The organism is Collinsella sp. AF19-1LB (assembly GCF_003459655.1).
Taxonomy (GTDB): Bacteria; Actinomycetota; Coriobacteriia; order Coriobacteriales; family Coriobacteriaceae; genus Collinsella.
Map to the genome: position 1 here is coordinate 18,396 of NZ_QRWO01000011.1, position 13,422 is coordinate 31,817.

Genomic DNA, 13,422 nt, shown 5'->3' on the forward strand with positions numbered 1-13,422 from the left:
TATGTGCACCCCCTTCATCATGTGATCGAACGAAAGATGGCCCGGACGTCCCGAATCGGGTGCCGGGCCATCGGTCAAGCGATCATCAGACTGTTACAGCTATCGCGTTAGAAGCGCAGCGACAGGCAAGAAAGGCCGCCGTCGACCTTGCGATACTCGGAGGTGTCAACGACGAGTGTCTTGTAGCCCAGATCCTGCACGGCCTTGAGCACAGTCGGATAGCCCTCGGCAACGATGACCGTACCGTTGACCCAGATGCAGTTTGCGCCGTACGCCTCGTCCTCGGGCACGACGATCTTGTTGTACTGGGCAAAGTCGGGCTTATCGATGAACTCACCAGAGACGAGCATGTTGTTGTCCTCGATGTAGTTGACGCCCGTCTTGAGGTGCAGGACCTCCTCCAGCGGAACCTCAGAACCCTCGAGGCCCCAGCCCTCGAGAATCTCGCAGAACTGGCGAATGCCCTCTTCGTTGGTACGAGCGGAGCGACCGACGTAGAAATGGTCACCGACCATCATGACGTCGCCGCCGTCAAGCGTGCCCGGAGAAACGATGTGCTTGACATGCTCGTCGTCAAAGAAGCGACGGACGGCCGGCTCAATCTCGTCCTTCTCGCCGTTGCGGCTATCGGCGCCGGGGTTGGTAATGATGGCGCCGCAGCGAGTGATAACGGCCGGATCTTCGACGAAGCAGCTGTCGGGATACTGCTCGAGTGCCGGCAGCACCGACACGTCAACGCCGCACTGCTCGAGTGCGTGCTCGTAATCGTAATGCTCCTCGATAGCGCGCTCGTAGATGGGCTGGCCAAGCTCGGGAGCGCTCGTGATGCCATTGCTCAGGGACTTGCCGGGACGACGGATGATGACGTGGCTGAACTTGGTCATGATGATCCTCCTTGGATCTCATAGTACTGAGCGGACTTCCTTGCGTCCGCCTTCCTTCCGATGGCTTTATCTTAGGGTGTCTTTGCTGTTTTGTATATTGTATACAATCCCGAACGGTAGATAATCCTCGGTAAGCGTATTCCTGCTTATCGGCGCAAAGTAGCACGATTTAGCTGGTCGTTCTATAATTCGACTGAGCTATTCAAGCGAAACGTATTTAATTTTAGAAATATACCGTTAAGGAACACAAGCTCATGGAAACGCTCAGAAGGCCCCTGAAGGACCACGTATACGACTATATTTCGAGCCGTATTGACGCCGGCGAGTTGTCCGCCGGCGACCGGCTGAGCGAGCAAGCGATCTGCGATGCCATGGGCGTGTCGCGCACGCCGGTCCGCGAGGCGCTCATCCAGCTGGCAAGCGATGGCTACCTGGACAATCTCCCCCGCCGCGGATTCCGCGTCCGTGGGTTCGATCAGCAAAACGCCGTTGAAGTCTTTGAGATTATGGGGCCGCTCGACGGGCAGGCCGCATATCTCGCCTGTTCGAATCTAACTGACGACGATATTACGCAGCTGAAATTTCTCGTCGGCTCCATGGACCTCGCGATCCAAGGCGGTCTCATCCGTAAGTATGACGACATTCAGCGAGACTTTCACCTTACGTACTTCAACCGCTGTGGCAACGACCGTCTGCGCGATATGATCTCGCAGCTCGAGCGTTGCTTTATCAAGCGCGATTACGAGACTGTTGACCAGGAGACGGCGTGTAAGCTGCTCAATAAAGCCAACAACGAACATGCTCATATTCTTGAGTTGTTCGAAGCACGAGATGCGACGGGCGTGCGCGACTACGTTCGCGATGTCCATTGGAACACGGAAAACGCCCAGTTCACTGTCTGGTAGGAAAGCAACAAGAGACAACGTCGGTCTTAAACCTTGGCGCCAGCACCGCCCAAACTGATCCGTTTTCCTCCGTCCCCGAGGGGTCATTCTTTTGGCAGCCAAGACAACACCGATATTTTGACGCCGACAGCAAAAGCCCGCCAGAGCGAGCAAGGTGACGCGAAGCGAGGCGGCATTGACTTTCTGGTCATGCCGCCTCAGTTGAAAGGCAGATTGCCGCTCTGGCGGGTTTGCAGCGTCGAGCTGTTACGCGGTTTGGTAAAACCGCGTAACTAGAAGCCGTGGCGCTCCAGGAAGCGGAAGGCTAGGCGAATCCAAGGACGGACCGCCACCTGCTTGTCCTCGTTGTCGACCGCGGTGTTGGCGTTGCCGAGCGAAAGGCCGTGACCGCCCTGGTCAAAGACGTGCATCTCGCATGCAACGCCCTCCTCGGCCATGCGCTGCGCAAACGGGTAGACCTGCGCGACCGGCGCCGTCTTGTCGTCCGAAACGCCCCACACAAAGGTCGGGGGCATCTGGCGCGAAACGTGCGTGGTAGGGCAAATGTCGGCCAGGTGCTCATCGGTCGCCTCGCCGCCCGTCACCATCGACAGATAGTCGTTGAGCAAATCGCGCCCTGTCTTGCCACCCGTCTTGGGCACGCGCAGGTCGATGCGCGGGTCACGCGTCTGCATATCGCGCACATAGGCAAGGTCGAGCAACGGATAGCCCAGCACCACGGCGTCGGGACGAATATCCTCCGGACGAGCCCCGGCAAGGCCCGCGAAAGGTCCGGTCTTCCACTGCGTTGCCAACGAGGCGCAGATCATGCCGCCCGCCGAGAAACCCACGATGCACACGCGCTTGGGATCGACATGCCACTCGTCGGCGTTGGCGCGCACGGTAGCGACCATCTTGGCGAGGTCCGCCTGCGGGTGCGGAAAGCTCACGTCGCCCGTGGCGCTCGTCACATAGTTGAGCACAAAGGCCTGGTAGCCGCGGTCCAAAAACGCAAACGCCACCGGGTCCTGCTCGTGCGGAGCGATATGCGTAAACCCGCCTCCGCCGCAGATGATCACCGCGGGGCGGCGGCCATTGGGCTTGTCGGGCAGCGGCTCGGCACCCAGATACGTAAACGTCGCCGGATAATCCTCGGTCGGCTCCTCGCCCCACAGCGCATGGTTCTCAATAATCATAGGTGCTCCCTCCGTGCGATTCGTGCGCACTCGTTTTTCGCACCTTAGCGTACCCCACTTGAGCCCGCGGCGCAGAAACACCCCCGCAATAAGTTGGCCTTCAACTGATATATCACAAAATCGCTGTTCAGAGGTATCGTTGGACAGCGTAAAATAGGAGCGCTGACCGTGCTGGGAAACACGTACGAAACGTTTCCGGCAAACCACACGCGTGCAACATGCGCGCCTGATACGTTGGAGGCATCTATGGGTCTGCTCGATTCGCTCAAGTCCACGTTCACTTCGTCGGGCGAGGCGTCCGTTCCGCCCGCAGCAAGCTTCGCCACCCGCGAAGGCGTCATCTACGCTCCTGTCAACGGCGTGCTCGTCAATCTGAGTGAGGTTCCCGACGAGACCATCGCCTCGGGCATGCTCGGCCAGGGCTACGGCATCGAGCCCATTACCGGCACCATTTACGCCCCCGCTAACGGCCGTATCGGCGCCACCACCGTCACCAACCACTCCATCGGCATGATCACCGAGGACGGTCTTCGCGTGTTCATCCATGTTGGCCTGGGCACCGTGGAAATGAACGGCAAGGGTTTTGCCCGCTTTGTCGAGATGGGCGACACGGTCAAGGCCGGCCAGCCGCTCATCAGCTTCGACCGCGACGCTATCAAGGCCGCCGGTCACGAGGACATTGTGACCGTCATCATCTCTGAGCTCGACCGCCTCAAGAGCATCGACCACGTCGGCGAGTCTGGCACGCTTATCGGCGGCAATCCGCTCGTCAAGCTTGGCGATCCGCTGCTGGTTGCCAAGACCAAGTAGCCAGGCCCCGCGCCACACAGCCAAAAGGCACCTCGTCAGGCGCCCGCGACCATTTGGCCGCGGGCGCTTTTCGTTTGAAAAACCATCCCGCCAATGCCTTATCTGTATAGCCCAAATGAGCCGAGCTGCTAGAATATCGAACTGTATGGATAACTATCATTCAACCGTTATGGGAGGATACGTGAACCGCACCAAAATCGCGCAGCTCTATGCCGATGCCGAGTCGCTCGGCGGCCAGACCGTCACCGTCGCCGGCTGGGTCAAGTCCGTCCGCGACATGAAGAACTTTGGCTTTGTCACGCTCAACGACGGCAGCTGCTTCCGCGACCTGCAAGTCGTCATGAACCGCGAGGCACTCGACAACTACGACGAGATCGCCCATCAAAACGTCTCGGCCGCACTCATTTGCACCGGCACCGTCAAGCTGACCCCCGATGCACCCCAGCCTTTCGAGCTTTCTGCCACCTCCATCGAGGTCGAGGGCGTCAGCGCCCCGGATTACCCGCTGCAGAAGAAGCGCGCAACCGTCGAGTTCCTGCGCACCCAGCAGCACCTGCGCCCGCGCACTAACCTGTTCCGCGCCGTGTTCCGCATCCGCTCTGTCGCGGCTGCCGCCATCCACCGCTTCTTCCAGGAGCAAGGCTTTGTCTACGTCAACACCCCCATCATCACCACGAGCGACTGCGAGGGTGCCGGCGAGATGTTCCGCGTGACCACGCTTGACCCCAAAAACCCGCCCCTCACCGAGTCCGGCGAGGTCGACTGGAGCCAGGACTTCTTTGGCAAGCACGCGAGCCTTACCGTATCCGGTCAGCTCAATGCCGAGAACTTTGCCATGGCCTTTGGCGACGTGTACACCTTTGGCCCCACCTTCCGCGCCGAAAACTCCAACACCACGCGCCACGCCGCCGAGTTTTGGATGATCGAGCCCGAGATGGCCTTTGCCGACCTGAACGACTACATGGATAACGCCGAGGCCATGCTCAAGTACGTCCTTAAGGACGTTATGGCCACCTGCCCCGACGAGCTCAACATGCTCAACAAGTTTGTGGACAAGGGCCTGATCGAGCGCCTGGACCATGTGGCAAACTCCGACTTTGCCCGCGTTACCTACACCGAGGCCGTCGAAATCCTGGAGCAGGCCGTCGCCGCCGGTCACAAGTTTGACTACCCCGTGAGCTGGGGCATCGACCTGCAGACCGAGCACGAGCGCTTCCTGACCGAGGAGCACTTTAAGCGCCCGACCTTCGTGACCGACTACCCGGCCGAGATCAAGGCCTTCTACATGCGCATGAACGAGGACGGCAAGACCGTCGCCGCCGCCGACTGCCTGGTTCCCGGTATCGGCGAGATTATCGGCGGCTCCCAGCGCGAGGAGCGCCTGGATCTGCTCGAGGCCCGCATCAAGGACCTGGGCATGAATCCCGAGCAGTACAAGTACTACCTTGACCTGCGCCGCTACGGTTCCTGCAAGCACGCCGGCTACGGTCTGGGCTTCGAGCGCTTGGTCATGTATCTGACCGGCGTGGGCAACATTCGCGACGTCCTGCCGCACCCGCGCACCGTGGGCAACGCCGACTTCTAATCGCCACAGCGCCACCAAACGCGTTCCAGCGCATCACGCCAGCGCCTCTCGGCAAGCCGAGGGGCGCTTTTTTCAACAGCATCCGTCAAGCTTTTGGCAAGTTTTTGGTCAGTTGGGCAGGGCTGTTGAAAACTCGACCCGCCGCTTGCCGACGGCTACCGACCGCCCAGGGCGTCCTGCACCCCTGGGAAAGCCCCGCGTCCTAGGCTCCATACCGTCGCCACCCAAAACGGAAAGGACGTGGGCGCCATGACCGAAACCGCTGTTGAAACTTACGAGACCACGACGAGGGGCGCCGCCTCGATGGCAGCCTATCGCGCCGTTCGCATCCTGCAACTATTAAGCGAAAACACCGGTGAGGACAAGGCCATGCTTTCCGATGAGTTGATCCGGCGCCTCGCCCATCCCGACGACCCCGCCCGCATGCCCATCTCGGCGGCGCGGCGCAGCATCTACACCGCCATCTCCGCACTTCGCCATGCCGGATACGAAATTGAGTACAAGCGCGGCGTGGGGTATCGGCTCTTGACCCGTCCGCTCACCGACGAAGAGATCATCCGACTCCACGGCATGGTCATGCGCAACCGCTCTACGCCCATCGCCATTCGAAAAAGCATGGCGCAGCACCTGGTCGCCATGGCGAGTGCCGACGTTCGCGGCTACCTCGATGCACCCGAGCCTGCTCCAAGCGCAGGCGGCAAATCCACCAAGGCCACACGCACGCCCGTCAAGCGCATCGATGCCTGCGAGCTCATCGAGCAGGCCATCGACCACGGAACCACGGTGAGTTTTGATATTTCGAGTGTCACGGCACGCGGAGAGGTCGAAGTGGCACGGATGACACTCCGTCCCTTTGCCATCAAGCAACGAGACGGCATCTCGTATTTGCTGGGAACGGTCTATGACGCGCGAGGCGCCGATGACACGTTGCGTACCGTAGAGATCGGCCGAATGAGAAACGTCACCACACGTCTCCTCGACGGCAAGAAGCTCTTCGCCGCCCTGGACGAGGACGATGCCTCCTCCGCCGCATAAGACCCTCCGCCGCCCATTCGACTACCCGTACCGCCCATCCGATTCTGTATTAAAAAACCCGCCAGGCTGTTGTAAAAATGGACATCAGCGCTACTATAGTTCCACTTGCACTTTGTCCCAGTGCAGTGTTTCCAGCCATTTTTATACTGGGGGTAATGATATGAAGGACATCACCATCAGCCGCAGGAGCCTTCTGGTCTCCGCCGGTCTGCTCGCGCTCGCCCCGCTCGCCGGATGCGGCGGCAACTCTGGTTCCGGCTCTGCTGCCGCCGGTTCCGACTACACCATCGGCGTTCTGCAACTCACCGAGCACTCCGCACTCGATGCCGCCAACGACGGCTTTGTCAAGGCCATCAAGGAGAGCGGCCTTAAGGTCAAGATCGACCAGAAGAACGCCCAGAACGACCAGTCCACGTGTAAGTCCATTGCCGACAAGTTTGTGGGCGACAACGTCAACCTGATTTATGCCATCGCTACGCCCGCCGCGCAGGCTGCCGCCGGCGCCACGGCCGATATCCCCATCGTGGGCTGTGCCATCACCGACTACGCCGCCTCCGGCCTGGTCCAGGACAACGACAAGCCCGGCACCAACGTCACGGGTGCTTCCGACCTCACCCCGGTCGCCGAGCAGCTCGAGATGATGCAGAAGGTCCTGCCCAACGTTAAAAAGGTCGGCCTGCTCTACTGCACCGCCGAGTCCAACTCCGACGTCCAGATCAAGGCCGCCAAGAAGGAGCTCGACAAGCTGGGCCTGGAGCACACCGACTTCACCGTCTCGAGCTCCAACGAGATCCAGTCCGTCGTAGAGTCTGCCGTGGGCAAGATCGACGCACTGTACTCCCCCACCGACAACACCATCGCCGCGGGCGCCTCGCAGGTGGGCCAGATCTGCAAGGAGAACAAGCTCCCCTTCGTCACCGGCGAGGAGGGCATGTGCAAGGCCGGCGGCCTGTTCACCCTCTCCATCAACTACGAGGACCTGGGCTACGCTGCAGGCGAGATGGCCGTTAAGATCCTGAAGGGCGAGGCTAAGCCCGAGGATATGGCTATCGAGCACCTCTCGAGCAAGGACCTGGTCGTCGTCAAGAACGACGAGATGGCCGAGGCGCTGGGCATCGATCTTTCCGCCCTGGACGAGTAGCACCATGCGCCGTAACGCATCTAGGGTTCGTTCTCGCGCCATAGCTGCGTTATTCAATATCTGAGCCATTGGGGCGAACGTCATAGACCGGCGTTCGCCCCAATGGCTCAGATATAACAAAACGTTTGCCTGCCGTTCTTATATTCATTGTTACCGCTATTATGGAACATCACGTGTCCACCCTATCCTAGGAGGTATGAAGCATGCTCATTGCATTGCAGGGCGCCGTTTCGCAGGGCGTCCTCTGGGGCATTATGGTGCTCGGCGTGTTTATCACGTTCCGCCTGCTCGACATCCCCGATATGACCTGCGACGGCAGCTTTGCCCTCGGCGGCTGTGTTTGCGCCGTGCTCATCGTCAACAATAACGTCGACCCCTTGCTCGCCGTGCTGGCCGGCATGTGCGCCGGCGCCATCGCGGGCGCTGTCACGGGCATCTTGACCACCGTTTTTGAGATTCCTGCAATCCTCGCCGGAATCCTTACGCAGATCAGTCTGTGGTCCATCAACCTGCGCATCATGGGTAAATCCAACACGCCCATCCTTGCCAAGGGCACCATCTTCTCATCCGTCAGCCACATGACGGGCCTGCCGCAGTCCACCGTTGCCATTATCTTGGGCATCTTGCTCGCCGTGGCTATCGTTGCCATCCTGTATTGGTTCTTTGGCACCGAGATCGGCTCGGCGCTGCGTGCCGCCGGCAACAACGAGTACATGATCCGCGCCCTGGGCGTCAACACCAACTCCACCAAGATGATCGCCCTCGTGCTCTCCAACGCCCTCATCGGCCTCTCTGGCGCGCTTATCTGCCAGAGCCAAAAGTATGCCGACATTGGCATGGGCACCGGCGCCATCGTTATCGGTCTTGCCGCTATTGTTATCGGCGAGGTGCTCGGCCGCCTGCTGCCCGGCGGTCTCACGCAGTTTAGCGTCCGTCTTGCCTCCGCCGTCTTTGGCTCTGTGGTGTACTTCCTCATCCGCGCCATCGTGCTGCAGTTGGGCATGGACGCCAACGACATGAAGCTGCTCTCCGCCGTGATCGTCGCCGTGGCCCTGTGCGTGCCCGTAGTTTGGGAGCGCTATAAGCTCCGCAGCTCCTACACGAAGGGAGATGAGGCAGATGCTTAAGCTCTCGCACGTCAAGAAGACCTTTAACAAGGGCACCGTCACCGAGAAGCGCGCGCTCACCGGCGTCGACCTTACCCTCAACGACGGCGACTTTGTAACTGTGATCGGCGGCAACGGCGCCGGCAAATCCACGCTGCTCAACATGATTGCCGGCGTATATCCGCTCGATTCGGGCGTTATCGAGCTCGACGGCACCGACATCTCGCGCCTGAGCGAGTCGCAGCGCGCCAAGTACCTGGGCCGTGTGTTCCAGGATCCCATGCGCGGCACCGCAGCCGACATGCAGATTGCCGAGAACTTGGCCCTCGCCAAGCGTCGCGGCCAGCGTCGCGGCCTTTCGTGGGGCGTCACCAAGGCCGAGAAGGACGAGTACGTTGAGTTGCTCAAGCGCCTGGACCTTGGCCTGGACACGCGCCTCAACGCCAAGGTCGGCCTGCTTTCGGGTGGCCAGCGCCAGGCACTCACGCTGCTCATGGCCACGCTCACCAAGCCGCGCTTGCTGCTGCTCGACGAGCACACCGCGGCACTCGACCCCAAGACCGCCTCTAAGGTGCTCAATCTGACCGAGGAGATTGTCGACGAGAACCACCTGACCACGCTCATGGTCACGCACAACATGAATGACGCCATCCGTCTGGGCAATCGCCTGATCATGATGCACGAGGGCCACGTTATCTACGACGTGGCGGGCGACGAGAAGAAGTCGCTCACCGTCGCCGACCTGCTGCAGAAGTTCGAGGAGGTCTCGGGCGGCGAGCTCGCCAACGACCGCATGCTGCTGAGCTAAACCTACCAAAAGGGACAGGTTTATTTTGGCAGGTTTTATCTGCGCAAACGTCAAAACCGCCGCAAAGGAACAGATACCTTTGCGACGGTTTTCGCATATCATGTCGATAATCCAGCGTCAGCAGGAACCACTGGTTAAGAACTAAGGAAACTGCCATGAGAAGACTCCTTCCCCGTCTTGCTTGACCGCCGCACTCCTTGCCGGCGTGCTCGCCGGCGGCCCAGCTTACGCCACCGCGGCCACCCCATCTCAAGTTATCGGCCCGTCCGATGTGATCGGACGGGCTTTTTGGTGGGTATCATGGTTGAATGATCATTAGGAGGTTTTCCCTACATGGAATTGTTTGAACCGATTCTTCATTTCTTTGAGCAGCGCTGGGTCCACAACATCATCTGGGCCGTCATCTTGGTAATAGTCACCGCCATCGCCGCCAAGGTGGCATCCAAGACCCTGCGCCACCTACTCAACCGAGACGACAACCCGCTTCCCGCATCGAGCATCTTCATCAACATCGCGCGTGCCGTCATTTGGATGATCGGCGGCAGCTTTATCCTCGACAACTGCTTTGGCATTAACGCAAACGCGCTCGTCGCCGCTCTTGGCGTCGGCGGCATCGCCATCTCGCTCGGCTTTCAGGACACGCTATCAAACCTTATCGGCGGCATGCAAGTGACCTTTATGGGCATCATCAAGCCCGGCGACAATATCGAGGTCGGCGGCGTGTCGGGTGTGGTCCAGGACATCACTTGGCGCCACACGACCATCGAAGATGCCTGCGGGCAGACCATCATTGTGCCCAACTCCAACATCTCCAAGAACACGCTCGTGCATCTGATGCCCTTTGGGCGCGTGGCCGTGCCCGTTGCCGTAAAGGACACGTCTAAGTGGGCCTCGCTGGACGCGCTGGCAGATGAGCTTACCGACGCCACCAAGGCCGCGGTGCTTCCCATCTCTGGCTTTGACAAGGAGCCGTACGTGCTCTTTAGCGAGATCGGCGACTTTGGCGTCAAGGGCAAAATCATCTTTATCGTCAGCGACGATAGCACCACCTTCACGGCAACCGACGCCTGCATTCGTGCCATCGCCCCCATCGTCGCCTAAACTACCACAAAGGGGACAGGCACCTTTGTGGTAGTTTCGCATCGTGGTACCATGGTTCATATCGTTGTTTAAACGACTAAGGGAGTAGACACCATGGAAGAGGCCTATCGTCAAGCACGCAAGCGCGGCGAGCAAGGACGTCGACGCGCCATTAGTCAAAGCGAGCATCCGTACCTCACGGACCTCGATAGCTTAGTTGCTCAGCTCCCCTTAGGCCAGCGAGAGAATGTCGGCCTGAGAGACATTCCGCTCGAAATGGTCGTCGGCACGGTTACCAAGGGCCGTCAGTCCGCCTTTTCATGCAACTTTATGCCCTTGCTGCCGTTTGGCACCGAGTTCGCCCGCAAATGGTCCAACCTCTACGACATCCAGGTGACCGAGGGCTATCGCGACCCCATCATCGTCACCGAGTTCATGCATCGGTTCTATGTCCAGGAAGGCAACAAACGTGTCAGTGTCCTCAAATTCCTGGACGCCCCGACGGTTTCGGCCAAGATTACCCGTCTCTACCCCGGCACATGGGATTCCGTCGAAAGCCGCCTGTACGGCGAGTTCTGCGCGTTTTGGCGCGTCTGCCCCCTATACGAGATCGAGTTCTCTCGCGAGGGAAGCTACGAAACGCTCGCCAAGATGCTCGGTCAGAACCTTATCGAAAAATGGCCGCAGAAAAAGGTCGACTACCTGCGCCACACCTTCCTGCTCTTTAAGCGTGCCTACCTTCGCGCGGGCGGCGACCACCTGGACATTACGCCCGCCGACGCCATGCTCGTCTACCTCAATGTGTACAACCAGGACCGCCTGCTGGATACGCCAACGGATATCGTCGTAAACCGCCTGTGCAAGATCTGGCGCGAGCTGGTCATCGCCGGGAAAAGTGACGAGGACAAGGTCGATCTTGTCGAAGCGCCGAGTGTCGATGAGGAGGAGTCGCCCGCCAAGTCCACCTCCGGTGTGCTCAACTTCTTTATGGGCAAGACCGTCTATTCGGCGGCCAATCCCCTGCGCATCGCCTTTATCCATGAGTTCCCCTGTGCGACGTCGAGCTGGGACAGCCTTCACGACCAAGGGCGTCAGTATCTCGATGAGCACTTTGGCGGCATCGTGCGCACCGAGGCGTTCGAGGACTGCCACGATCCGGACGTGTTCTACGCCGCCGTGGAGACCGCCGTCAAGCACGGGGTGAACGCCATCTTCTCGACTTCACACCGCCTGATGGAATATACGCTCAGAGCCGCCGTTGAGTATCCCCAGGTGCGATTCCTCAACTGCTCTATCGGCCTTCCCCACCAAAGCGTCCGTTCGTACTTTGGCAAGATGTACGAGGCCAAGTTTCTCCTGGGCGCCCTTGCGGCCAGCATGGCGGACAACCATCGCATTGGCTACCACGCGTCGGTCTTTGCGTCGGGAGCGCTTAGCGAGATCAACGCCTTTGCCATCGGCGCCTCGCTGCTCGACCCTCGTGCGCAGGTAATCCTCACCTGGGGCGATGTACCCGCCGGCGGTCTTGCCGAAGCCATGTGTCGCGAGGGCGTGAGCGTCATGACCGGCGCCGATATGTCCAAGTCTCTCGAGGACCCCACCGCCTACGGGCTTCACCGTCTGGTAAACGGCAAGGAAGTTACCGGTATTGCTATGCCGGTATGGAACTGGGGCCGTTACTACGAACTCATCGTACGCAGCCTACTGCACGGCACATGGGACGAGACCGCCGATGACCAGCAGGTGCGCGCCGTCAACTACTGGTACGGTATGAGCTCCGGCGTCATCGATATTCGCTACGCTCCGGGCCTACCCTATCAGACGCGTAAACTTGTGCAGCTGCTTCGCAACGGCATTGTCGAGGGCTCCATCAACCCATTTGGCGGCGAGCTCCACAGCCAGGACGGCGTGGTTCAGATTGAGGGCTTCCCTCCCCTGCCGAGTACGCAGATTGTCGAGATGAACTGGCTGGCTGACAACGTTATAGGCTCGATTCCGCAGCTCGATAACGAGCCGGAGGTCCGTGCCCTATGAATATCCTAGCCATTGCCGATGTAGAGGAGCGCTGCCTGTGGGAATGTTTTCGCAAGGAGCGCTTTGAGGACGTTGACCTGATTCTATCCGCAGGCGACCTGGATCCGGACTATCTTGAGTTTTTGGTCACTGTCATCAACAAACCGCTTGTGTACGTTCGTGGCAACCACGACGACCGCTACGCGCGCCATGCACCGGGCGGGTGCATTTGTGTTGAGGACAGCGTATATGTGTACCGAGGTATTCGCATTGCGGGTCTGGGCGGTTCCATGCGCTACCGCGACGGCGCGAACATGTATACCGAGCGCGAGATGGCAAAACGCATGCGCAAGCTATCGCGAAAAATCGCACTGGTAGACGGATGCGATATTCTACTTACCCATGCACCCGTCGCAGGCATGGGCGACCTGGACGACCTGCCGCATCGAGGATTCGAGTGCTTTAATGCGGCTCTTGAGTCTTGGGGTCCCGACTATATGATTCACGGGCATGTGCACCAAAGCTACGGCCCCAACTTTCAACGCGAGCGCCAACACCCATGCGGAACGAAGATTGTCAACGCCTGCGGCTATACCAAGATCGAAATTGACGAGGCGCGCTACCCCACGCGCGGTTGGAAGGCCGCTTGGCTCAACTCGCAAACCATGCGCCGCGAGCTCAAACGCCACGAAGCAATCGAGTCTTCAACCGCCAGAACCCCCTGGTAACTGCCAACAACCACCACGAAGGGGATAGGCACCTTTATGGTGGTTTTGCTGACTCGTCCGACCTGTCCATCACGGTGCTTGTGTAATTAACGAGAACACTCATTGTTTTGTAAGGACGGCGCTCACGTGCCGTCTTTTTTTGTCAACTTATG

The 13,422-nt window shown here is 59.6% G+C and carries 12 protein-coding genes; 10 read left to right on the forward strand and 2 right to left on the reverse strand.

All coding sequences use genetic code 11. The features are described from left to right. Positions 1 to 107: 107 nt before the first annotated feature. Entirely contained in the window at positions 108 to 884 is a 777-nt protein-coding gene (locus DWX39_RS04415; RefSeq protein WP_117583089.1) for a dimethylarginine dimethylaminohydrolase family protein, read from the reverse strand. A gap of 254 nt (positions 885 to 1,138) precedes the next feature. Between DWX39_RS04415 and DWX39_RS04420 the strand changes: the two genes are divergently transcribed. Continuing rightward, entirely contained in the window at positions 1,139 to 1,789 is a 651-nt protein-coding gene (locus tag DWX39_RS04420; protein ID WP_117758640.1) for a GntR family transcriptional regulator, read from the forward strand. A 272-nt stretch (positions 1,790 to 2,061) separates the two neighbouring features. Here the strand turns inward: DWX39_RS04420 and DWX39_RS04425 are convergent, their stop codons facing one another. After that, positions 2,062 to 2,964: an alpha/beta hydrolase gene (locus tag DWX39_RS04425; RefSeq protein WP_117758641.1), complete on the reverse strand. Its 903-nt coding sequence runs from the start codon at positions 2,962 to 2,964 to the stop codon at positions 2,062 to 2,064. Positions 2,965 to 3,210: 246 nt separating this feature from the next. Between DWX39_RS04425 and DWX39_RS04430 the strand changes: the two genes are divergently transcribed. From DWX39_RS04430 to DWX39_RS04470, 9 genes are all read left to right on the forward strand, one after another. Next, positions 3,211 to 3,774, forward strand: coding sequence for a PTS glucose transporter subunit IIA (locus DWX39_RS04430; RefSeq protein WP_117583092.1), 564 nt, complete (start codon positions 3,211 to 3,213; stop codon positions 3,772 to 3,774). A 181-nt stretch (positions 3,775 to 3,955) separates the two neighbouring features. Next, positions 3,956 to 5,359 carry an asparagine--tRNA ligase gene (gene asnS, locus DWX39_RS04435; RefSeq protein ID WP_117758642.1) on the forward strand — a complete coding sequence of 468 codons (1,404 nt, stop codon included), beginning with the start codon at positions 3,956 to 3,958 and terminating at the stop codon, positions 5,357 to 5,359. Between the two features lie 249 nt (positions 5,360 to 5,608). After that, positions 5,609 to 6,394, forward strand: a complete 786-nt coding sequence (locus DWX39_RS04440; RefSeq protein ID WP_117758643.1) for a hypothetical protein — start codon at positions 5,609 to 5,611, stop codon at positions 6,392 to 6,394. Between the two features lie 160 nt (positions 6,395 to 6,554). Next, the gene (locus DWX39_RS04445) at positions 6,555 to 7,535 is read left to right on the forward strand and encodes an ABC transporter substrate-binding protein (protein WP_117758644.1); all 981 of its coding nucleotides are present in this window, start codon (positions 6,555 to 6,557) and stop codon (positions 7,533 to 7,535) included. A gap of 203 nt (positions 7,536 to 7,738) precedes the next feature. Further along, positions 7,739 to 8,662: an ABC transporter permease gene (locus DWX39_RS04450; RefSeq protein ID WP_117758645.1), complete on the forward strand. Its 924-nt coding sequence runs from the start codon at positions 7,739 to 7,741 to the stop codon at positions 8,660 to 8,662. Continuing rightward, on the forward strand, positions 8,655 to 9,449 hold the full coding sequence (locus DWX39_RS04455; protein ID WP_022093887.1) for an ABC transporter ATP-binding protein: 795 nt from the start codon (positions 8,655 to 8,657) through the stop codon (positions 9,447 to 9,449). Before DWX39_RS04450 ends, DWX39_RS04455 begins: the two co-directional genes overlap by 8 nt. Before the next feature lie 333 nt (positions 9,450 to 9,782). Next, positions 9,783 to 10,550: a mechanosensitive ion channel family protein gene (locus DWX39_RS04460; RefSeq protein ID WP_117758646.1), complete on the forward strand. Its 768-nt coding sequence runs from the start codon at positions 9,783 to 9,785 to the stop codon at positions 10,548 to 10,550. Positions 10,551 to 10,643: 93 nt separating this feature from the next. Next, entirely contained in the window at positions 10,644 to 12,563 is a 1,920-nt protein-coding gene (locus tag DWX39_RS04465; RefSeq protein ID WP_117758647.1) for a BMP family ABC transporter substrate-binding protein, read from the forward strand. Beyond that, entirely contained in the window at positions 12,560 to 13,270 is a 711-nt protein-coding gene (locus DWX39_RS04470) for a metallophosphoesterase (RefSeq protein WP_117639531.1), read from the forward strand. The genes DWX39_RS04465 and DWX39_RS04470 overlap by 4 nt, the downstream gene beginning before the upstream one ends. Positions 13,271 to 13,422: the final 152 nt, after the last annotated feature.